Below are 21,479 nucleotides of genomic sequence, written 5' to 3'. Positions count from 1 at the left end.
GCTCATAAGAGCCACAGATTTGCACACCAGAACCAACACAAAGCCCAGTCTGACGACTGGGCTTTGGTGCTTTTAGAGTGTTGAATAGACAATACTTGGTTTTTACCTGCAGGAAGAGAACTAAAACCCTGTCATCTCCTCCATTTCGTATCCATATCAAGCCCTTATCCGATGGATTACTGGCCATTTTAACTGGTTTACTTTTGGCCAAACTCTGTTCATGGCGCGCGATTAGGGTTGTATCTCGCTTATAACTCGGTAGAGTAAGGGCATCTTGAGTTTGCCTGTCCCGCGCCGAGTTTGCCGGGTTCCAGGTGTAACTTGGCCAGTTTTTATCAACCTTAAGTCAGTGGTATCGATATGGAACAAGTAAACAAGTCCACCTTCAGCGATGTACTGGAATATGTGCGTATGTCCCGTCGCCAGAACAAACTCAAGCGTGAAATTGCGGATAACGAGAAGAAGATCCGTGACAACCAGAAGCGCGTACTGCTGCTCGACAACCTGAGCGACTACATCAAGCCGGGCATGAGCATTGATGATGTGCAGGCGATCATTGCCAACATGCGTGCCGACTATGAAGAGCGCGTGGATGATCACATCATCAAGAACGCCGAGCTCTCCAAAGAGCGTAAAGAGCTGAGCACCAAACTGAAGGGCATGAGCTCTCACAAATAAGCGTTCAGCTTTCGCTTAAGAGACACCGGCCACTGGCCGGTGTTTTGTTATCAGCTCGGATCTCTGCCACTCCTGCAACAATCGGCTCCCCTTTTTAGAATTGCCCTGTTACCATCACCACAAAGCGGTCAATAGTTTCAAGCCATTGACTTGAAAAGACTAAGCTTGAGTGAAACACAATAAATTGCGCAACCATGGTGGGGCTAATATGGGCGCATCAGAACAGACGGATTTGACACAAGTGGCATCTCAAGATTCATCTGTCCAGACCTCGGACGGGAACCCAAAGCGTAAGCGTCGTCCCTGGTGGCGTTGGCTGTTCTGTTTTCTCTTTTTATTGTGCCTGGGGGCGGTGATCGCTCTGGTTGGCTATGAGATGAAAACCTCGAAGCTGCAATCTCAGGAGATCTCCCGCTATGCCGCCAAGCTCACCTATCAGGTCGAGCCAGGCCAGAGCAAGCAGATCGCTTTCCCTGAGGATGGCCCGTTCGACAAGCGGCTCGGCTATGTGCAACTGCCGATGATGCAGGAGCGTTTGCTTCAGCGGGGCTATGAAGTCAGCAAGCAGGTGCATTTCTCCGACGCGCTCTATGACTACGCCAGTCGTGGCTTCTTCGTGCCCTATACCGAGAAGGTGCAGGCTGGCCTGACGTTGCACGATTGCCGCGCAGAACCTTTCTATCAATTCAAGTATCCGACCCATCACTATCCGGATTTTGACTCAATTCCGCCGCTCGTCATCCAGTCGCTGCTGTTTATCGAGAACCGCGACTTGCTGAGCAACGAAGAGCCGTTGGCCAACCCGGCGGTCGACTGGCCCCGTTTTGCCAAGGCCGCGCTCTCTCAGGTGGGCAAGGCGCTCGATATGCAGGATCAATCTGCCGGTGGCAGTACCTTGGCGACCCAAGTGGAGAAGTATCGCCACTCGCCGGACGGGCTGACCCTGTCGCCGACCGAGAAGATCCGTCAGATGGCCTCTGCCAGCGTGCGGGCCTATCGTCTCGGGCCGGAAACCCTCGAAGCGCGCAAACTGGTCGCCTGGGCCTACCTCAACTCGGTACCGCTCTCGGCTGCGCCGGGATATGGTGAAGTTCATGGTCTGGGAGATGGTCTCTGGGTCTGGTTTGGTGCCAACGTCGATGATGTGAACCGTCTGCTGGATCCCGCCCGCAACCAGAATGCACCGCTGGCTGAACAGGGGCTTGCCCTGCGTCAGGTTGTCTCTTTGATGATTGCGCACCGCCGTCCCTCTTACTATCTGGCTCAGGGGCGAGAGGCATTGGCTACCCTGACCGACAGCTACCTGCGCCTGTTTGTGCAGGAGGGGATGATCACGCCACCTCTGATGGAGGCGGCGCTCAAGGCCAAGATCTCGTTCCGTGACTTCCTGCAGTCCCCAGCTATCACCCGGGTGAACAATAACAAGGGGTTGCAGGTTGCCCGTACTCGCCTGAGCCGTCAGCTCGGGGTGCAGCTCTATGACCTCGACCGGATGGATCTGACCGCCGATACCAGCCTCAACATGCCGCTGCAGAACGAAATCTCCCGTTATCTGCAACAGCTGGCCGATCCGACGTTTGCCGCCCAGGTAGGGCTGTTCGGTGAGCGCCTGCTCTCGCCAGAGAAGACCGGCGATGTGCGCTACAGCTTCACCCTGTTCGAGAAATCGCCGGAAGGGTTCAAGGTGCGGGTACAGACCGACAACACCGATCAGCCGTTCGATATCAACGAAGGTTCCAAGCTGGAGTTGGGCTCAACCGCCAAGTTGCGGGTGCTGACTACCTATCTGGAGATCGTAGCCGAGCTGCACGATAACTATGCCGGGATGCCGGTCGAGAATCTGCGCAAGCTGGCTGCCGTCTCTCAGGACAACCTCAGTCGCTGGGCCATCTCCTATCTGATGACGGCTCAGGACAAGAGTCTGCCTGTAATGCTGGAAGCTGCGCTGGATCGCAAATACTCCGCCAGCCCCAACGAAGGGTTCTTTACCGGTGGCGGCATGCACACCTTCAACAACTTCCGCCGCGAGGATAACAATCGTATTCCGACGTTGCGTGACTCTCTGCGTGAGTCGATTAACTTGCCCTTTGTGCGGTTGATGCGCGATATCGTGCGCTACAGCCTCTACAAGGAGGGCAACCGTGCCCAGTTGCTGAAGGATGACAAGGATCCCCGTCGTCAGGAGTATCTGGCCAAATTTGCCGACAAAGAGGGGCAGACCTATCTGCTGCGCTTCTGGCGCAAATATCGCGGCAAGACTCCCGAGGAGCAACTCGATACCTTCCTCGACGGTCTCAAGCCGAGTGCGGTACGTCTGGCGGCGGTTCACCGCTACCTGATGCCGGAAGCCAGCGAAGCGGCTTTTGCTGCCTTCCTGGCGGAGCGGTTGCCGAGAGAGAAGCTGAGCGCCAAACGGGTCAATCAGCTCTATGTGAGCTATGGCCCGGGCAAGTATTCACTGCCGGATCAGGGCTACATCGCCCGGGTTCACCCGCTGGAGCTGTGGTTGCTGGCCTATCTCAAGGAGTTCGACAAGGCGACCTTTGCCGACGCGGTGGCGGCCAGTCGTGACGAGCGGCAGGAGGTCTACAGCTGGCTGTTCAAGACTCGCCATCGCAGTGCCCGTGACAGCCGGATCCGCACCATGCTGGAGGTTGAAGCCTTCCTCGATATCCATCAGCGCTGGGCCAAGCTCGGTTATCCGTTCGACCATCTGGTGCCTTCGCTGGCGACCGCGTTGGGTAGCTCCGGCGATCGTCCGGCTGCACTGGCCGAGCTGATGGGGATTATCCAGAATGGCGGTGTCCGCTCGCCAACCTTGCGTATCGAGCATCTCTCGTTCGCCAAGGGGACTCCCTTCGAGACTGAGTTTGAGCCGCAGCACACCGAGGGAACCCGGGTGATGCCGGTAGAGGTGGCGGCAGCCCTGCGCAGTGCGCTCTCCAAGGTGGTTGAAGGGGGCACGGCAAGACGTATCGCCGGTGCCTTTACCCTGCCGGATGGCACTGTGCTGCAGATGGGGGGCAAGACCGGAACCGGGGATAACCGGATTGAAACCGTGGGTCGTTATGGCAACGTGACCAGCTCGCTGGCGCGCAACCGCACCGCGACCTTCGTTTTCTATCTGGGTGAGGATCACTTCGGTACCCTGACCGCCTATGTACCGGGTAGCCAGTCTGACAAGTTCCGTTTCACCTCTGCGCTGCCGGTGCAGGTGCTCAAGGGGATGGCTCCCCTGCTGACGCCTTACCTGCAACCGGGTTCCCATACCCAGTGTCTGGCGAACCAGTGATGCGAGCGAATTACCGCTCATCACGCAGATAACTAACCAGAGAAAAAACGGGGAGGCTGACAGCCTCCCCGTTTTTATTTCCTTATCGGACGCAGCGACGCTCGATTGCGATCAGGCGTTCAGTACGAACTGCTCGATCACCTGAGCCACACCATCTTCATCGTTGCGGGCAGTGGTGTGCTGGGCGAGCGCCTTGATCTCGTCGGTGGCATTGCCCATCGCCACACCGAGGCCTGCGTATTCGATCATGTGGCGATCGTTGCCCGCATCCCCGACGCAGATAACCTGATCGGCGGTCAGGCCCAGGTGCTCGGCCAGTGCGGCCACGCCGGTTCCCTTGTTGCTCTGCTTGTTCATGAACTCGAGGAAGAAGGGGGCGCTTTGTACCACGGTATAGCGCTCATAGAGCTCTGCAGGCAGTCGCTCGATGGCGCGGGAGAGCTGGGGCGGCTCGTCGATCATCATCACCTTCATGATCTGCTCGTCGGCAGGCAGGGTGGCGAAGTCGATCAGATTGATCGGCATGCCGATCAGGCGGGATTCGTGCTCGGTGTAGGTGCTGACACGGGGACTGATGAGGCCTTGGGTGACTGAGAAACCATGGACGTTCACCTCCAGCTCGTCAGCCAGTTTGGCGACGGCGCTGGCGTCACTGCCGGTCAGCAGCTGGCTGCGGATGATGCGCTGATCGGCCACCTGCTGCACCAGGGCGCCGTTGTAGCAGATGACGTAGTCATGCTCTGTGGTGAGGCCGAGCTCTGCCAGATAGCGGCTCATTCCTTCCAGCGGGCGGCCGGAGGCCAGCACTACGGTGACCCCTTTGGCGCGCGCGGCGCTGATGGCGGCGTGGGTGCGGGGAGTAATCTGGCCCTGCGGGTTGAGCAGGGTGCCATCCATATCCAATGCGATCAGCTTGTACATCTCTCACTACCTGAGTCTGGGTGGCCCGCCCGGTGGGGCCAAGGAAGTGGCGAGTGTAGCGAAAATCGGCGGCGGGATCACGACCGGTTCAGCGATGGGGCCGTGCCGGTTGAACTATTTGTGTCCCTCGTAAGGGGTCATCTCCAGGGTTTCATCATGGATGGTCAGGCGGGTAGGGCCTCGGGTGATGGTAACCTTGCGTTTGAAGCTGGCCATCTCGACCTCGATGCCGGAGTAGAGGTGTTGGGTGGCAATGACCTCCATCTGAGCCATCAAGTTTCGCAGCTCCTCCTGGTTGGCGGTGAGCTGCTCATCGAGCTGTGCCAGTTCGGCCAGCTGATGGTCCCGGATCGGTTTGAGCTTGCGCAGGGTATCCGGATTGCGCTTGTCGCCGGGCAGTTGCAGCAACTTCATGACCAGCTCCTTGATTTTCTCCAGCTGGGCCTGACACGCCTGCTGGCGCAGCTTGAGCTGGTGTTCCTGCTCCTTGTGGGTGAAGTAGCCGCCAAGGATCTGCAGTCGGGTATGGTTGGCGGCCTCTGCCCCCAGGCTGGGAGCCATGATCAGGCGATTGGCAATGCTGGTACCCCCCAGCAGAGTGCCTTTGCGCATGTTGCTATCGCCTACCTTGATATCTTGTCCGCTGCGGGAGTAACAGTGGCTGAGCTGGCTCTGGATCTGGATATCGCCCCCCGCTTCCAGCTGGGCATACTGGGCGTAGCTGGCGTGGATCTCCCCCTGCGCATTGAGTTGGCAAAGGTACTCCCCCTGCTCGTTGCGGCGGCCAATGATGCCGTGGCGTACCGTGATGCTGCCCCCCGCCTCGATCCAGCCTCCTTCGATAAAACCGCCGATGACGATGTCGCCGCTGACACGGATCTTCATGCCCGGGTTGACGTCGCCGCTGACGATTAAGCCCCCTTCAAAATCAATGTGGCCGTGGCGGGCATCCACCTGTTTGACGCTGAGCACCTCGTCCACCTTCATGCCTGCTTTCTCCTGACAGGGCAGGCCAGCCCGACCGGCAATCAGCAGGTCGGGATCGTCGGGGGAGATAAAGGTGCCCTCGCCAGCGCTCATCGGACTGTCTTTGCCATCTTTGGCGGGCAGATCCTGACCGGTCACGGTAAAACCGGGCACCCCGACGGTGGCCGGATGACGGCGCATCAGCGGAGCACCGGCCTTGACGGTGACGATGGAGCCGAGATCCCGCAGGTCGACCTTGCCATGCCCCAGCTCCTGCGGTTTGAGGATCCGTTCGGCCGGGGTCTCCACCAGCCGCTCATAGCGAGTGTCCTGACCATTGACGGCAGGCTGGCCGTTGGCAATCACCAGCTTGAGCTGACTGCCGGGGGCGGCCTCTTTGGCTGACTGGATGGCGGCGGTGAGCAGTTGCTCACTCACCCCCTGTTTGATTTCGCTGATGGCGATCGCCTCTTTCAGCTGTTCCAGCGTCACATACTTGCCCCCCCAGTCGGCAGTGATCTGGGCGATGGCGCTCATTCGATCCTTCTCCACGATTACGGCTAGTCGGGCATCCTGACGCTTGCCGACAGGGATGGGGTTGGCGGGGACGGGGGCGGCAGGGTTGGTGAGCAGGGTATTAAGCAGGCTGATGGCCTGTTTGATCCCCTCGGGCAGCGGCTGATAGCGGCGACAGTTGGAAGCGAGCAGCAGAGCCTGCACATCCTGTTCCGTGACAGGTTTGGTGAGACCGGCGGCAATCCGCAGGCAGACCAGTTCCATATCGCTTGATAGCAGCAACCACTCTTTGCTTAACACCGCATCTCCTTGCTGGATGAGAACGGAGCGATCGGCTCGCTCCTTTACTGTCATTTAATCTCTCAATGATTAATAAAGCGAGTCGCCAACCCTGAGAGTGGGCAGTATTCAGATATTTCCTCTGAATGGTCAATGAATTGAAGTCAAATCGGTGATGGCGGCCAGATAAATGTGGGCGCTGTTTGGAAACTGAGTGAAAAGGCGGATCGCAGCGCCAGCAACATAGGGTCGCTGGCAGGGGGGGGTTATCAGCTGCGCTGGGCTGTTCTGGCCAGGGTGAGGTAATCGCCGAGCACCGGCTCACCCAGCATATGGCGGCGCAGCATGTCGAGGGCGGCAAAGGCGAGGATCTTGCGGCGGCTCTCCGGGTCGGGGTGGCGGACCTTGACCGTCTGACCGATGTGCATGCCATCGGCACAGAGCAGCAGTGGTACACCCTCAGTGCCCTCGCGCCCTATGGTCAGTAGCAGGCCCGCATCGGCGGTCGGCAGTTGCGCCAGCTCATCGGCCAGTTGCGTGCTGAAGCGTGCTTCCAGCTGGGGATGGCCGTGACAAAGCGCCAGCAGCGCACCTCCACTCTCCCCCTCCAGCAGAGTCAGCGGTTTGTCTTGCAGCAGCGCAAGGATCTGCTGCGCCGGTTCCGTATCTCCGCTGCCAACCAGCCAGGGGCGGATCGTATCCAGCAGTCGGCGCTCGGCACTCTCCATATCAGCGGCACTGGCGCCGTGGCCGATCAGTTTCAGCTCGATAAGGGGCATGGAGGAGCGGTAACCCAGCTCGATGCCGGCTGGCCAGGGTTCGGCATCCAGCATATCGCTGAGCGCCGACTCCGAGATGCCGAAGGTGTAAAAGCGACGCAGCTCGGTATCGATCTGCGCCCCGGCCAGCTGTTTGAGGCGCGGCAGAATTTGCTCACGCACCATCTGTTTGAACTCGAACGGCACTCCCGGGGTGAAGAAGAGCTGACTCTGGCCACTTCGCACCACAAAGCCGCAGGCGGTGCCGACCGGGTTGTCGAGGATCTCGCACCCCTGTGGCAGCCAGGCCTGTTTGGCATTGCTTTGTGCCATGGGGCGGCCACGGCTGGCGTAGCGCGCTTCGATGGTAGCGAGCCAGTCGGGGAAGAGGGTGAGCGGTTGGTCAAAGGCCTCGGCTGCCGCCTGAGCGGTGAGGTCGTCGGCGGTGGGCCCGAGCCCGCCACACACCAACACCACCTCGGCGCGGCGGGCACTCTCTTGCAGCACCGTTTTCAGGTCGGCGAGGTTGTCCCCTACCGTCAGGCGACGGCGCACCTGCCAGCCCTGCTCCAGCAGCAGAGCGCTGAGCCAGGCCGCGTTGGTATCCACCACCAGACCCGTCACTATCTCGTCTCCGGTACTGATGATCTCGATACGCATGGCAGGCTCCTTGGATTAAACGGGTGGCAACGGTTGGCCTTGGGCCAACACAATCAGGCTTTGTTGTGCTCGAAGTAGTAGCTGATCCGGGTACGCGGATTGAGGTACTCGAACACGGCGGGCGGCAGCCGTTTGGGGTGGATCACCTTGGCGATCGACAGTTCGGCCTGCTGCAGGTCGATGATGGCGGCTTCCTGACGGGGAATGCGCGGATCGTAGACCAGCACCGAGGGGTAGAGCAGGCGGGAAGCGTTGACCGACATCACCAGCCCCACCTGACCGTTGGAGAGTTGCACCACGCTGCCGGGGGGGTAGATCCCCATCAACCGGATCAGCATGCTGAGGTACTCCGGATTGAACTGCGCCTTGCGCTGCTTGTAGAGGCCGCTCAGGGCCGAGTAGGGCACCTTGGCCTGCATGTGGCAGAGGTTATCGTACTCGTTGATCAGCGACACCATCTGGGTCAGTGGATCGAGCTGGCCACCTTTGAGCCCTTCCGGCCCGCTGCCATCGAGATATTCATGGTGATGGAGCACGATCCCCTTCGCCTCGGCCGGGAAATCCTTGGCCAGATTGAGCAGATCCAGCCCGTAGCGCGGGTGCTGGGCCATCAGGTTTTGCTCCGGCTTGGTGAGCGGCTCGGTCTTGCGCAGGATCTGGCTCGGGATCTTCAGCTTGCCGATATCGTGGAACAGCGCCCCCATACCGACCTGACGGATCTCGTCGGCCGTCATGCAGCACTCCTTGGCCAGCAGCATGCTGAGCACGCTCACATTGAGGGAGTGGAAGTAGAGGTTGTTGCCATCCTCGCTGTCGGAGACCAGATGGAGCACCATCTCGTCCACCGAGAGCAGCTGTTCTGTCATGGCGTTGACCAGCTCCTGCGCCTCGCCGATGGCATTGAGGGGGCGGGACTGGATCTTGCTCATCACGCTGCGCACCTGCGCCAGCGACTGCTGGAACTGTTTCTCGCACTGCTGCAGATTGCGGCGATAGAGTTGCAACTGCTCGATGCGGCGATCCTTCTCCTGCTGCATCTGGGCCTGGCGCTGGGCGGCGTCTGCGCTCTCTTGTTGCTGAGGCTGTACCTGATTGAGAGGCTTGGGCGGAACGTCGCTCTTGTCGGGAATGATGGTGACCAGTTTCAGGCCGAGACGGCGGATCAGCTCGATCTCTTCTTCACTTTTGATCTTGAAGCTGGAAAACAGGAACGGGTGTTCGCGCCACCCCAGTGGCAGGGATACATAGTTGCCGACTTGCAGTCGATCTACGGAAATCTTGATACCGGTCATTATCTTGGAAGCAGGAGACACACTGAGCCGTATGCTAGTCAAAGGCGGGGGTGAATACAAAAGGTATCTGATGACAGGGCAGGAGCTTTATTATAGGCTTCTGGATGTCCAGACATATTTACTGATGCAGTACAGGGAGTAAGCATGCCGATCAAGATCCCGGATCAGTTACCCGCCGCCGAAGTGCTGGGGCAGGAGAACATCTTCGTGATGACGGAATCCCGGGCCGTCACCCAGAACATCCGCCCGCTGCGGGTGCTCATCCTCAACCTGATGCCAAAGAAGATTGAGACCGAGATCCAGCTGATGCGGATGCTCTCCAACTCGCCGCTGCAGGTGGATGTGGATCTGCTGCGCATCGATGACAGGGAGTCAAAGAACACGCCGCAGGCCCATCTGGAGAACTTCTATCACGACTTCGAGCAGGTGCGTGGCAATAACTACGACGGCATGATCATCACAGGGGCGCCGCTCGGGCTGGTGGAGTTCGAGGAGGTGGTCTACTGGCCGCGCATCGTCGAGATCATCGAGTGGTCCCATCAGCATGTTACCTCCACCCTGTTCCTCTGCTGGGCGGTGCAGGCGGCGCTGAAAGCTTTGTATGGCATGGAGAAACAGACCCACGGCGAGAAGCTCTCCGGGGTTTACCGCCACCATCGCCTCGATGAGCACGAGCCGCTGCTGCGTGGTTTCGATGACGAGTTCGTCGCCCCGCACTCCCGTTACGCGGCGTTTGATGGCGATCTGATCCGTGCCCATACCGACTTGCAGATTTTTGCCGAGTCAGAAGAGGCGGGGGTCTATCTGGCGGCGACCAAGGATTGTCGTCAGGTGTTTGTCACCGGGCACCCGGAGTACGATGCCCTGACGCTGGACGGGGAGTATCAGCGGGATCTGGCTGCAGGGCTCGACCCGGCCATTCCGGTCAACTACTACCCGAATAACGATCCGAGCCGGACGCCGCGCGCCAGCTGGCGCAGCCACGGTCATCTGCTGTTTGCCAACTGGCTCAACTACTACGTTTATCAGCTCACCAGCTATCGGGTGGAAGATATCGGCAAGGTCTTTACCTACGACCAGGGAGGCAAGTAGTCAGTCGCCCTGCGCCAGCCGCTCGGCCAGCTGGTCGAGCCACTGACGGTGGCAGGCCAGGGTAAACGCCTTGGGTCTGTGGGCCTTGATGGCGGCCATCGCCTCTTGCTGTGGCTGGCCGAGGGTCATCAGCAGCGCGGCGGCGACCAGACCGGTACGACCGCTGCCCCCTTTGCAGTGGATGACCAGATGTTTGCCATCCCCCAGCAGCTCGCGCAGCTGCGGCAGCGCCTGTTGCCAGGCCGCCTCGAAGTCGGTGTCGGGGGCCAGGTCATCCTCGATGGGCAGATGGAACCAGCGCATCCCTTCGTGTTCTACCTGCTGGCCGAGCTGCGCCAGTTCGAGTCGGATTAACTCGGCGCTTGTCATCAGGGTCACCACTCCGTGGGCACCGGCCAACCGCAGTTGATCGAGCGCCAGGGTCAGCGGCACCTGCTGGGTGCCGGGGCAGGGGGTCAGCAGCAGCTGACCGTCGACACGGGGAACCTCAAGGCTCCAGAAGGGGTGATACGGGTGCATGGCGGATCCTCGCGTGGTGGCCGCAGGGCTGCGACCGGTGAATGGCGCCAAGGATAGGCGGGGCAGGGGGGATGTCAATGGCCGTTGTGTTTGCCCCGGTTTACGGGCAGAGTCTAAAAAATTGAGCGGTTCAAGGAGTTAAGATGAGAAACCTGGATCAACTGGATTTGGATATCCTGGCCCATCTGTTTCGGGATGCGGGCATGACCAACAAGGATCTGGCCGCGCTGGTGGGCGTTGCCCCCTCCACCTGTCTGGAGCGGGTGCGCAAGTTGCAGCAGGATGGCGTGCTCAAGGGGGCGCACTGCGAAGTGGATTATCAGGCTCTCGGTGGCCACATTCAGGCCATGGTCTCCCTGCAGTTGGCCCGCCACAGCCGTCAGATCATCGATGCCTTCCGCGATGCCATTCTGGCGCTGCCCGAAGTGATCAGTCTGTTCCACATGGGGGGCAAGGATGATTTTCTGGTGCACCTCTGTGTTTCCGACACCGAGCACCTGCGCAACTTCGTCTTCGATCACTTCACCTCCCGCGAGGAGGTGGTGCACCTTGAAACCTCGCTGGTGTTCGAGCACAAGTTCAGCCGCTCCCTGCCCTGCTTTCCCCAGCCATAACGGCCAGTGGGCCGACGGTATGGATAGATGGAAAAAACCGCCAGCTGGCGGTTTTTTCCATTCTGCTATCGGCTGAATCAGCACAGTTGGCTCAATTGGCGGCGGTGCGTTCATCCTTGGCCGTCTGATAGAGACTCTTCTGATAGGCCATGCTGCCCCACAGGGCCAGACCAAGCGCATCCTCCTTCAAGGCGTCCGGCTGCGCTGCCGGGGTCAGCTTCTCGCTGGCACCATCGTAGACATAGCCTTCTGCCGCCCGCTCCGGTTGCAGGATCACCACATCCTTGCCGCGCATCAGGGCGAAGTTCTTGTCGTACTGCATGATGGCGCGCCCCGACCAGTCGGCGGGCATGCGCGTCAGATCCTTGCCGAGCATGGGGTAGTCGGCACTGATCCCCATCAGGGAGAGCAGGGTCGGCGCCATGTCGATCTGGCTGACGATGCGCGGATCCTTTCTCGGCGCAATACCGTCGCCCACGATAACCCCCGGAATATGGAAGCGGGGAATGGGCACCAGACTGGCGCCACCGACCCGGCTATCGTGGTCGGCGATGACCAGAAACAGGGTATCCTTCCAGTATTCGGATTGTTTAGCCTTCTTGAAGAACTCGCCGATGGCGTAATCCGCATACTTGGCCGCGTTGTTGCGGGTCTGCTTGGGCTGCTCGAAGAGTTCGATGCGGTTGTCCGGGAATTCGAACGGATCGTGGTTGCTGGAGCTGAACACCAGACTGAAGAAGGGTTTACCCTCCTTGTGCAGCGCTTTGAAGGTCTCGTCGGCCTTGGCCATCAGATCCTCGTCGGAAGCTCCCCAGGAGCCCTTGAACACCGTATTGTCGAAATCCTTCTGCTCGACGATGGTGGTGAAGCCATTGCCGAGGAAGAAGCTGCGCATGTTGTCGAAGTGACTCTCGCCGCCATAAATAAAGCTGGTGTCGTAACCCCGTTGTTTGAGCAGATCCGCGATGGTGAAGAAGTTGGTCTGGCTCTTGCCAAGTTTGACCACCGACTGTGCCGGGGTTGGTGTGAAGCCGGTCAGTACCGCCTCGATACCGCGCACCGAGCGGGTGCCGGTGGCGTAGAGCTGCTCGAAGGCCCAACCCTGCTGCGACAGGGCATCGATGTTGGGGGTGAGCGGCAGGCCGCCGAGGGAGCCGACAAACTGGGCGCCCAGGCTCTCCTGCAGCAGGATCACCAGATTCTTCGGTTTACCCTGGAAGCTCGCCTCGTTGAAGGTCTGGCTGGGCAGCAGATCGGAGTTGAAATCACTGGCCGGACGGCCACTCTCCTTGCGCATGACCTCGAGCACCTTCTGCTCCGTCATCTCGCCGTAAAACTGGCTGGCATCCTCCTCGGCGCCCATCTGTTTGATGGCAAAGAAGAGGGAGTAGGCGGAGTTGACGGTGAGCGAGTTGACCAGCGGATCTTCGGCAAAGGCGACCATGGCCGGGTTCAGGGCGCGGTGGCCGAGACTGGAGCGGGCACCGAGAAAACCTATGGCCAGAATGAGCAGGGCTAAGGCCGGACGCAGATACCAGCGGGGGAAGCTGAGACCACGTACCAGACGGCCGCTCAGCCACCAACCGCCGGTCAGCACGGCGCCACTGAAGATTAACGCCAGCAGCAGCTCGGCTTTGCGCCCCGCCCACAGCATGGCGAACACCTCTTTCGGATAGATGAGGTACTCCACATAGAGGCGGTTGGGGCGCACGCCATACTCGGTGACAAACGAGGGGGTGGAGATCTCGAGGAACAGCATCAGCCAGAGTCCGACGGTCAGCCACACTCGCATCAGTTGCAGCCAGCCGCGACCGATGGCATGGGGGCCTGCCAGCAGCAGAGTGAGCATGGCGGGGACACCCCAGACCCAGCAGAGGGTCGCAAAGTCGACCCGGATCCCTTGCAGCAGCATCTCCTGCCAACCGGCCACGGCATCCACCCGTTCCAGTTGCCAGAGACCGAGGGCGATTCGGCTGAAAGAGAGAGAGAAAAGCGCGAGCGCGCAGAAGATGGCGAAGGGCCAGAACGGGCCGAGTCGCTGTTTTAGATCTGTCATTTTTGTTCCTGAATGAGACTGTAAGCGCCTGTCCACAGACGTTTTTTACTTGTTGTGAGGTTATGACAGATCGAACTGGTTAAGGTTGCATTCAATTTTGTTAAAAGCCGGAATTAACACATTTATCATCTAAAAATGTGATGTCGCGCGCTTAATGAGCACAGCATAACCTGCTGGATAAAATGTGAGCCACAGCGCGTATGGATGGGGGATGGGTGTTTATAATTGCCGCGAATTATCTCAATCGGAGCCGAAGGGATGCCGGTCTTTATCGATGTCGAGTATGTGCGGGGATGGCGCCTGTTTCTGGTGTTATCGGATGGCACCACGGGTGTGCTGGATCTGACCCCCTGGCGAACCCAGCCGCTGTTTGCAAAGCTGGAGAGCGAGCGTCACTGCGCCCGGGTCTTCATCAACCGTCACCACCAGCTGGAGTGGCCTGTTGGCTGCACGCTATCCGCCCATGAGGTCTATCACCTCATCTCTCCCATCGATGAGCGGGAGGCCTTCAGCTAATCCCCATTTTTTGTGAGCCAACGCCAGATTCCTGTTACTGGAATGTTTGCCCGTTTGCCTTTCTGAGCCAACTTGGGTAAAACCTGCGCAACATTTTGCCAACTTGCCTTCGCTTCATCTGACAGAGGCTTGCCGCTTTCGCGCCGCAGGCCTTTTTTGCGGCCAGATGGCAAACCTTTCCCTTGCTGAAAGGTTTGGTTGGTTGAATGAAAATAACAAAACAAACAAATACATAAGGAAAATGTATGGCTTGTCATATGCGCACACCCCTTGCCCTGCTGGTGGGTGGGCTCGCCTGTCACGGCGCTACCGGTCAGGAATCGGTGCAACAGCTGGATCCCATGGTGGTGGTGGCAACCCGCCCCGCCAGCACACTTGAAGTGATACTGGATCCCAAGAAGCCCGGTTCCCCCATGCCCGCTGCCGACGGTGCCGGTTATCTGAAGAATGTCACCGGCATGAGCATGGTGCGCAAAGGGGGGCTCGGTGGCGACCCTGTGCTGCGGGGGATGGGGATGTCCCGCCTCAACGTGCAGATGGATGGCGGCATGCTGGCCGGTGGCTGTGGTGGCCGGATGGACCCGCCCACGGCCTATGTGTTCCCCCAATCCTTTGACCGGATCCGGGTACTGAAGGGGCCGCAATCCCTGGAGCAGGGGGCCACCCTGGCGGGAACCGTGCTGTTCGAGCGGGACAGACCCGAGTTCACCGCACCGGGCCTCAAGGCCGATGCCTCGGCCCTCTATGGCAGCTTTGGCCGTGATGATCAGATGGTGGATATGACGGCGGGCTCGACCGACGGTTATCTGCGCGGTCAGTTCACCCACTCCGACAGCGACGATTACCGCGATGGTCACGGTAACAAGGTGCGATCCTTCTATCGCCGCGAGAACGGCACCGCCCAGCTGGGCTGGACGCCGGGGGAGCACACCTGGCTGGAACTGACCGCCGAGCGCAGCAACGCCCGCGCCGCCTATGCGGACCGCACCATGGATGGCCCCATGTTTGATCGCGAATCCTTCGGGCTGAAGCTCAAGCAGGAGCAGATCACCACTCACTGGCAGCGCAGCGAGCTGACCCTGTGGGACAACTACATCGACCACATCATGGACAACTTCAGCCTGCGGCAAAACAGCGGCATGAAGATGCTCTCCAACCCGGATCGCCGCAATACCGGCGGGCGCTGGGCCAACGATATCGCCCTGCCTGCCGACTGGCTGCTGACCGCCGGGCTAGATAGCAACCGGGATCAGCATCGCAGTCGGAGTGGGGTCGACTATGCCACCAAGGATCGCCAGCGCACCCTGCGTTTCGAGCAGCAGGGCGGCTTCGCCGAACTGGGTCGTCAGCAGGGGGCTCACAGCTACAAGGGCGGTTACCGTCAGGATAGGGTAGAGACCACCCGCTATGGCGCCGGTGAACAGACCCTCTACAGCGATACCCTGAGTCTTAACAGCGGGTTTGGCCGCTACGAATATCAGTGGTCGCCACGCTGGTCCAGCTATCTGGCCTGGGGGCAGGCAGAGCGGGCTCCGGATTACTGGGAGCGCAGCAAGGACAGCACTCCGTTCACCCTCAACCCAGAGCGCAGTCGCCAGTGGGATGCGGGGCTGGCTTTGCGCAGCCGCGAGCTGGACCTGACCCTCTCCCTCTTTAGCGCTGATATCAAGGACTACCTGCTCTACAACAGCAAGTCGAACCAGGTGCGCAATATCGATGCCCAGACTCGGGGCGGCGAGCTGGAGGGGCGCTGGCAGTTTGCCGAGCAGTGGCGTCTCGATGGTGGTTTGGCGGTGGTCTATGGCGAAAACCAGAGCGACAACAAGCCGCTGGCCCAGATGCCGCCGCTTGATGGCAAGCTGGCGTTGGGCTGGCAGCCGGACGAGGCGCTGAGCTTTACCCTGCTGGGGCGCGCGGTGGCGGCGCAGGAGCGGGTAGATCTCTGGTCCGGTACCATTGCGGGTCAGGATCAGGGTGAGACTCCGGGCTTCTTCACCATGAACCTGAGCGGCGCCTGGCAGTTTGCCAAAGGGTGGCAGCTCTCGGCCGGGGTGGACAACCTGTTCGACACCTTCTACTACGAGCACCTCTCCAAGTCGGTGCACGCCAGTCAGGCGGGGTTGGGCTACGAGCAGAGCGGCCGCATCCCCGAGCCGGGTCGTGCCTACTGGATCTCGGTCAACTACCGCTTTGCCTCGGCAGGGGTGCTCTAACCAGTTGAGTCAGATAACGTTTTCAGTCACAGACACCGCTGTGTGAGCATCGCTATCATGGTGAAAAACAGGCGTATCAGACGCCTGCTCTCACAGCGGGAACATAACAATGAAACAGGGAACGTTACGCTATGGCGGCCTGCTCGGGGCCGCCCTGTTACTTGCGGCTTGCGGCGGCAGCGGTAGTTCAGGTGGGGATAGTTCTCCCCCCGTCGTCAATCCGCCGGTCACCCACCCTCCGGTCGCCACGGCCAGTCGTGCCTGCTATGGCGACGATCAACCCGCCTGCAACCTGCGCATCTATCAGGTAATGGTGGAGTCGTTTGCCGATGGTGACGGCAGTGCCAACTACGGCGTCGGCTATGGCCCCTCACAGCACAACGGCGATCTGCAGGGGATCATCGACAGTCTCGACCACATCAAGAGTCTCAACGTCAACGCTATCTGGCTCACCCCGGTGTTCGACTCCTGCGCGGGGCAAGGCGGTGATAACAGGCTCGATGCCACCGGCTACTTCGCCTGCGACTTTTTCACCGTGGATCCCAACTTTGGCAGCAATGCCAAGCTCAAACAGCTGGTGGATGGGGCGCACCAGCGCGGCCTCTATGTCTTCCTCGACGGGGTGTTTGGCCACGTCAACAAGGTGGGGGTGAGCAAGCCCTCGCCAGAGGGGCGTCTGCCAGCCCTCACCAGCGGCGGTGCGGGTTATCCCGGCCAGCTGGTGGATTACAGCAAGCCGGAGAGCCTCGCCTACTTCAAGGAGGTGGCCCGCTATTGGGTCGAGCAGTACGGCATCGACGGTTGGCGCCTCGATCAGGCCTATCAGCTTGGGCTGGATGATTGGCGCGCCATTCGCAGCGAGGTGGAGCAGGCCAGCGCAGCGCGCAAGGCCGCCGGTCAGCAGTGGGGCACCCTCGGCTACATGGTGGGCGAGGTGTGGAAGGGGGCTGACGATATTCGCGCCCAGGCTTACGGCAGCAGCGACAATCCGGCGCTCTCCTCGGCGTTCGACTTCCCGTTGCGTTACGGCATCGTGCAGGCACTGGCGGTGGAGGAGTCCGGCAAGGGCGGGCAGGGGGCCAGCGTGCTCGACGCCAGCTGGAACAAGGTGGAGAACTACCCGAATCACGCCATGCCGAACTTGATGCTGGGCAACCACGATCTGGTGCGTTTTGGTGATCTGCTGGAGCGTGGCAATTTCAAGTCGACCGAGTACTGGCAGCGCCACAAGGCGGCCTTCAGCTTTATGGCGGCCCGCTCCGGCCCCATCACCTTCTACTATGGCGAGGAGTTTGGCGACGAGGTGCCGGGCTTTGCCGCCAAGGTGGGTGGTGACTGCGCAGCGCAGGGCTTGTGCGACGATCATGTGGCCCGCAGCGATGGCAAGGTGCCCGCTGTCACCGGTTTTGTGCCAAGTAGCGAACAGGCCGAGCTGAAAGAGTGGCTGGCCCAGCTGCTGGCGATGCGTGCCGCCCACCCCGCGCTCTATCAGGGAGAGCGAGTCAAACTGGTGGCCGAGGGCAGTCTCTATGGCGACATCAAGCAGACGGCGGGGGAGCAGATAGTCTACCTGCTCAACCTCTCCACCACGGCGCTCAGCTACAACCTGCCGGCGGGCAAACTGCGCAGCGGCAGTGCGCTGGTGGATCTGCAAAGCGGCGAGAGTCTGGCCATTGGCGGCAGCAGCGTAACGGTGGAGATACCGCCCTTGAGCGGGCGTTTCCTGCGTCTGCAATAAGTCTGCCACAGCACGCTTTGATATGAGAGAGGGCCCCTTCGCGGGGCCCTCTCTGTCATTGGGGGCGACAAGGTCAGGACCGGTTATGCGGTGGTCTGGCCCCGGTTTTCCAGCCGCTGGCGGAAGGCGCGGGCCAGTCGCTCGTAGAGATCCTGCGCCTCCTTGTCTTCGATATCGCCGCGGATCCAGGGGTTGTCGACGATCTCCAGCAGCACGCAGTCGCGCCCCTGCTGGCGCAAGTCGAGCCCGTAGAGGCCATTACCGAGTTGATGCACTGCGCGGCGGGCGGTCTGCAGTACCCGCTCCGGCACCTCGTTAAGCGGCAGCGCCTCGATGCGGCTCATGTCGAGGGGGTGCTTGCGGCGGCGAATGCGGTTGCCGGGTTCGGGCCGGTAGCGGCGGCAGGCGAACAGCGGCGAGCCGTCGAGAAAGCCGATGCGCCAGTCGAACTCGGCGGGGATCCGGCTCTGCACCAGCAGCAGGGCGGAGCGGCCCAGCCCCTCGTCCAGCAGGCGGGCCAGCTGTTGCTCGTCGCTGGCCATGGCCAGATCGCGTCCCTGTGCCCCGTCGGGCACCTTCACCATCAGCGGCAGGCCGAGCCGCTGTACCAGCTCATCCACATGGTGGCGGCCGCGGCGGGTGACCACCATGGTGGGCGGCATGGGCACGCCGCTGCGCACCATCAGCTCGTAGAGGTAGAGCTTGTTGCTGCAGGCCAAGATGGCGCGGGAGCTATCGATCACCGGCATCTTGAGCTGCTCGGCACGGTGGGCAAATTCGAAGGTGTAGTGGCCGACTGCGGTTTCTGCACGCAGCCAGAGGGTGTCGAACTCCGGCAGCCGCTCGATGGCCGACGGTGGCAGGATCTCGGCCCGGATGCCTTGGGCGGCGGCAGCCCGGATAAAGCGCCCCAGCGCCAGCCCATCACTGCTGGCACGGCCATCATCGGGGTCGACCAGAATGGCGAGCTGGTAGAGCGGCGCCGCCTGCTCCTCATCACCGGTCCCCACCAGCGCCTGGGCGTGGTGCAGCATCAACTCTTTCTCGCTTGGGCTCAGCTCCAGCGGTGACAGGCTCTGCTGCTGGCGCACCGACCAGCCGTGGCGACCGCGCTTGAGGGTCAGCTCCTGCAGCGGCAGCTGGCTCAGGCCATAGTAGTATCGGGCCAGCCCCGCCAGCTCGCTCTGTTCACACTGGCCGAAGATGGCGCGCACCCGGATCCGATCCTCGCTCTGCTGGGCCAGCCACCCCTGCGCCTTGCGCCACAGCTTGGCCGGTGGCTGCTGGGGTTGCAGTCGGCTGATGGCCTGCAGACCCGGCAGGCAGTGGTGGCCGCGGGCCTGGGCCAGCAGCGAGCAGTAGTAGCCTGCGCTCAGGTGCTCCAGATTGCGACAGAGGTTGATGATGCGAGGTCGACCGCCGGTGGTCGGCACGCCATGTTGCAGATAGGTGCGGGCGGTCAGCAGATAATCGGCATGGCAAGGCCAGTCGCCCAGCTCTTCGACGATGACATAGGTACTCATATTTTCGGCTCCACAGATCAGACTGCCTGAACAGGCAGGACCCCCAGTGGGCTTCGATGCACCGACAAGCACGACAATGGCGCGAGGGGAAACAAGAGGTTACAGTGCCTAATATGACGCCTTGGTAACTTGTGATACAAGTCGCATTTTTGGTGCTGAGGATAAATAACCGAACAAGGACTCCCCGTGTTGACCGTACGTGCGGCCCGAACCGATGATCTGGGCGCCATCGTTAATCTGGAACGCTACTGTTTTCCTCCCGAAGTCGCCTTTGGCCGCAGCCGCTGGCACTATCTGCTGGCCCACGCCAAGGGGCGCACCCTGTTGCTGCTGGACGAGAAACATCAGCTGATGGGCTATCTCTGCCTGCTGGAGCACAGAGGCTGGGATCGGCTGGTCATTCAGGCGCTGGCTATCCGCTGGACGGTGCGCCGTCTGGGCTGGGCCCGCCGCCTGCTGGAGCAGGTGATCCGCGAGGGCAAGGCCGCTGGCTGGGGGGCGATTCGCCTCGAAGTGGGGGACGCCAACGAAGAGGCGCTGGCGCTCTATCAGGGATTGGGATTTCGTCCCCAGCAGCGGCTGGCGGACTACTATGGCCGCGACCAGCACGCCCACCGGCTGGTGCTGCCGTTGGTGAGCGACGAGGAGCGTGAGCGGCGCAGGCTGGCTCGCTTTCAGGCGCGCAAGCCATCTTCACAGGCCAACTGATCATGTTGCACGAGCAGAATCGAGGAGCAGGATGAGCTGCGACAACTGTCTTGCCACCGCCATCAGGGCCAAGCTGGGGCGCTGTCCGGTCTGCGCTGGCCAGACCTTCGTCATCGGCCTTATTGGCTGGCTGGTCTGGTGGTGGTGCGGCGCCGACACCTCGGTCAACTCCCTCACCGGCCTGCTGTTTGCGCTGGGTGGCTCGGGCCTGTTGCTGCTCCATCTGGTGGTATTTGTCTGGCGCAAGGCGACCGGACGTGAATTGAGCGATGAATAAATCAGATTGGTTTCAACAACATAAATAACAATATCGGTTGAGATAATGGAGGTTCAGATGATTGCAATGGTAACGGGCGCCTCGTCCGGGTTTGGTGAGTCCATCAGCCGCCAGCTGGTGCATGCGGGCTACAAGGTGATCGGTACCGGTCGCCGCACCGAGCGGCTCGCGGCGCTGGCCGACGAGCTGGGTGCGCAGTTCCTGCCGCTGGCGTTCGACGTGCAAGACAAGGCGGCCACCCGCGCTGCCATCGCCGCTCTGCCAGCCGAGTGGAGCGAGGTGGATCTGCTGGTCAACAACGCCGGTCTGGCGCTGGGGCTGGAGCCGGCCCACAAGGCGGATCTGGAAGACTGGGAGCAGATGATCGCCACCAACATCAGCGGTCTGACCCTGCTCACCCGCCTGCTGCTGCCGGGCATGGTGGCGCGCAATCGCGGTCACGTCATCAATATCGGCTCCATCGCGGGCACCTACCCCTATCCGGGTGGTAACGTCTACGGCGCCACCAAGGCGTTCGTGAAGCAGTTCAGCCTCAACCTGCGCGCCGATCTGGCGGGTACCGCCATCCGCGTCACCAACGTGGAGCCGGGCCTGTGCGGCGGCACCGAGTTTTCCAACGTGCGCTTCCACGGTGACGATGCCAAGGCGGCCTCCGTCTATCAGGGGGTGGAGGCGATCCAGCCGGAAGATATCGCCAATACCGTGCTCTGGGTTAGCCAGCAACCGGCCCACGTCAACATCAACAGCATCGAGATCATGCCGGTGGCGCAGACCTTCGGCCCGCTCAATATCAGCCGTCGCTGATCGCTGCATTGGTTGAAACAAAGAGGCTCCTGTGGGAGCCTCTTTGCGTTGGCGAGC

19 protein-coding genes are annotated in these 21,479 nt (G+C 60.9%); 10 read left to right on the top strand and 9 right to left on the bottom strand.

The features are described 5' to 3' along the window. The coding region (locus tag LRL22_RS20090) for a hypothetical protein (RefSeq protein ID WP_270906220.1) at nt 1-211 on the bottom strand (211 nt) is incomplete at its 3' end. Nucleotides 212-360: 149 nt separating this feature from the next. Between LRL22_RS20090 and tmaR the strand changes: the two genes are divergently transcribed. Then, the gene (gene tmaR, locus LRL22_RS20085) at nt 361-678 is read left to right on the top strand and encodes a PTS system regulator TmaR (protein WP_005336024.1); all 318 of its coding nucleotides are present in this window, start codon (nt 361-363) and stop codon (nt 676-678) included. Nucleotides 679-886: 208 nt separating this feature from the next. Beyond that, entirely contained in the window at nt 887-3,970 is a 3,084-nt protein-coding gene (locus LRL22_RS20080; protein ID WP_270906219.1) for a transglycosylase domain-containing protein, read from the top strand. A 111-nt stretch (nt 3,971-4,081) separates the two neighbouring features. Here LRL22_RS20080 and yidA read toward each other — a convergent pair whose 3' ends face one another. The 4 genes from yidA to LRL22_RS20060 all read right to left on the bottom strand — a co-directional run bounded on the left by yidA (nt 4,082) and on the right by LRL22_RS20060 (nt 9,362). Further along, the gene (yidA, locus tag LRL22_RS20075) at nt 4,082-4,891 is read right to left on the bottom strand and encodes a sugar-phosphatase (protein ID WP_270906218.1); all 810 of its coding nucleotides are present in this window, start codon (nt 4,889-4,891) and stop codon (nt 4,082-4,084) included. A 114-nt stretch (nt 4,892-5,005) separates the two neighbouring features. Further along, nucleotides 5,006-6,673 (bottom strand): DUF342 domain-containing protein, encoded by a 1,668-nt coding sequence (locus LRL22_RS20070; protein WP_021231653.1) that lies wholly within the window; start codon nt 6,671-6,673, stop codon nt 5,006-5,008. Nucleotides 6,674-6,921: 248 nt separating this feature from the next. Further along, nucleotides 6,922-8,070 carry a competence/damage-inducible protein A gene (locus LRL22_RS20065; protein WP_270906216.1) on the bottom strand — a complete coding sequence of 383 codons (1,149 nt, stop codon included), beginning with the start codon at nt 8,068-8,070 and terminating at the stop codon, nt 6,922-6,924. Between the two features lie 53 nt (nt 8,071-8,123). Next, entirely contained in the window at nt 8,124-9,362 is a 1,239-nt protein-coding gene (locus tag LRL22_RS20060; protein ID WP_005336014.1) for an HD-GYP domain-containing protein, read from the bottom strand. A gap of 144 nt (nt 9,363-9,506) precedes the next feature. Between LRL22_RS20060 and metA the strand changes: the two genes are divergently transcribed. After that, a complete protein-coding gene (gene metA, locus LRL22_RS20055) occupies nt 9,507-10,454 on the top strand; it encodes a homoserine O-acetyltransferase MetA (protein ID WP_100644962.1) in 948 nt (315 codons plus the stop codon). Here metA and LRL22_RS20050 read toward each other — a convergent pair whose 3' ends face one another. Further along, entirely contained in the window at nt 10,455-10,973 is a 519-nt protein-coding gene (locus LRL22_RS20050; RefSeq protein ID WP_040067125.1) for a cyclin-dependent kinase inhibitor 3 family protein, read from the bottom strand. 143 nt (nt 10,974-11,116) lie between these two features. On the opposite strand from LRL22_RS20050, the gene LRL22_RS20045 reads away from it, so the two are divergent. Next, entirely contained in the window at nt 11,117-11,587 is a 471-nt protein-coding gene (locus LRL22_RS20045; RefSeq protein WP_005336001.1) for an Lrp/AsnC family transcriptional regulator, read from the top strand. Nucleotides 11,588-11,678: 91 nt separating this feature from the next. Here the strand turns inward: LRL22_RS20045 and LRL22_RS20040 are convergent, their stop codons facing one another. Further along, nucleotides 11,679-13,643 (bottom strand): LTA synthase family protein, encoded by a 1,965-nt coding sequence (locus LRL22_RS20040; RefSeq protein WP_270906215.1) that lies wholly within the window; start codon nt 13,641-13,643, stop codon nt 11,679-11,681. Between the two features lie 258 nt (nt 13,644-13,901). On the opposite strand from LRL22_RS20040, the gene LRL22_RS20035 reads away from it, so the two are divergent. After that, on the top strand, nt 13,902-14,159 hold the full coding sequence (locus tag LRL22_RS20035) for a DUF2442 domain-containing protein (RefSeq protein ID WP_005335997.1): 258 nt from the start codon (nt 13,902-13,904) through the stop codon (nt 14,157-14,159). Here LRL22_RS20035 and LRL22_RS20030 read toward each other — a convergent pair. Beyond that, a complete protein-coding gene (locus tag LRL22_RS20030; RefSeq protein WP_139714664.1) occupies nt 14,156-14,416 on the bottom strand; it encodes a hypothetical protein in 261 nt (86 codons plus the stop codon). The genes LRL22_RS20035 and LRL22_RS20030 overlap by 4 nt on opposite strands. Here LRL22_RS20030 and LRL22_RS20025 point away from each other — a divergent pair. After that, complete coding sequence (locus LRL22_RS20025; RefSeq protein ID WP_270906214.1) at nt 14,405-16,372, top strand: TonB-dependent copper receptor; 1,968 nt, start codon at nt 14,405-14,407, stop codon at nt 16,370-16,372. The two genes, LRL22_RS20030 and LRL22_RS20025, sit on opposite strands and share 12 nt — an antisense overlap. Before the next feature lie 109 nt (nt 16,373-16,481). Next, nucleotides 16,482-18,110, top strand: a complete 1,629-nt coding sequence (locus tag LRL22_RS20020; RefSeq protein WP_270906213.1) for an alpha-amylase family protein — start codon at nt 16,482-16,484, stop codon at nt 18,108-18,110. 83 nt (nt 18,111-18,193) lie between these two features. Here the strand turns inward: LRL22_RS20020 and LRL22_RS20015 are convergent, their stop codons facing one another. Next, nucleotides 18,194-19,633: a RimK family protein gene (locus tag LRL22_RS20015; RefSeq protein ID WP_139430428.1), complete on the bottom strand. Its 1,440-nt coding sequence runs from the start codon at nt 19,631-19,633 to the stop codon at nt 18,194-18,196. Between the two features lie 186 nt (nt 19,634-19,819). On the opposite strand from LRL22_RS20015, the gene LRL22_RS20010 reads away from it, so the two are divergent. The 3 genes from LRL22_RS20010 to LRL22_RS20000 are packed head-to-tail and all read left to right on the top strand — an operon-like array spanning nt 19,820 to nt 21,422. Beyond that, nucleotides 19,820-20,341 (top strand): GNAT family N-acetyltransferase, encoded by a 522-nt coding sequence (locus LRL22_RS20010; protein ID WP_270906212.1) that lies wholly within the window; start codon nt 19,820-19,822, stop codon nt 20,339-20,341. Nucleotides 20,342-20,372: 31 nt separating this feature from the next. After that, nucleotides 20,373-20,618 (top strand): DUF3624 domain-containing protein, encoded by a 246-nt coding sequence (locus LRL22_RS20005; protein WP_270906211.1) that lies wholly within the window; start codon nt 20,373-20,375, stop codon nt 20,616-20,618. Nucleotides 20,619-20,675: 57 nt separating this feature from the next. Next, complete coding sequence (locus LRL22_RS20000; RefSeq protein ID WP_270906210.1) at nt 20,676-21,422, top strand: SDR family oxidoreductase; 747 nt, start codon at nt 20,676-20,678, stop codon at nt 21,420-21,422. Nucleotides 21,423-21,479 lie beyond the last annotated feature (57 nt).

This window comes from Aeromonas sp. PI_26 (genome assembly GCF_027854445.1).
In the GTDB taxonomy this organism is placed as follows: Bacteria; Pseudomonadota; Gammaproteobacteria; order Enterobacterales; family Aeromonadaceae; genus Aeromonas; species Aeromonas veronii.
This window is presented reverse-complemented; position numbering and strand designations above follow the sequence as displayed.